At 75.1% G+C, this 253-nt stretch carries 1 protein-coding gene; it reads left to right on the top strand.

The features are described from left to right. The coding region (locus TD18_RS17320) for a hypothetical protein (RefSeq protein WP_160289480.1) at nt 1-253 on the top strand (253 nt) is incomplete at both ends.

Raw genomic sequence — 253 nt, 5'->3', positions numbered from 1 at the left:
GCTGAGCGCCGTCGGGCAGCGGCAGGTCCCCACCGGTACCGCCGCCGAGGACGGTGAAGCTGGCCCCGCTTCCCCGGTGCAGGGGCTGGAGCTGACCAGCAGGGAGTGGACCGAGGTCACCGCCGCCAGCGACCGCTGCGCGTCCTACCTGTTCGCGCTGCACCTGAACCTCATCGCCGGTCTGGACGCCGCCAAGCTCGCCGAGAACCCCGCCCGGGCGGCCGCGAAGGACTCCCGCCGCCCGGCCTCCGAC

The sequence above is a fragment of the Psychroserpens mesophilus genome (assembly GCF_000826645.1).
Lineage (GTDB): Bacteria > Bacteroidota > Bacteroidia > Flavobacteriales > Flavobacteriaceae > Psychroserpens > Psychroserpens mesophilus.
The sequence above is the reverse complement of the archived record's forward strand: the minus strand, read 5'-3'. Positions and strand labels throughout refer to the sequence as shown.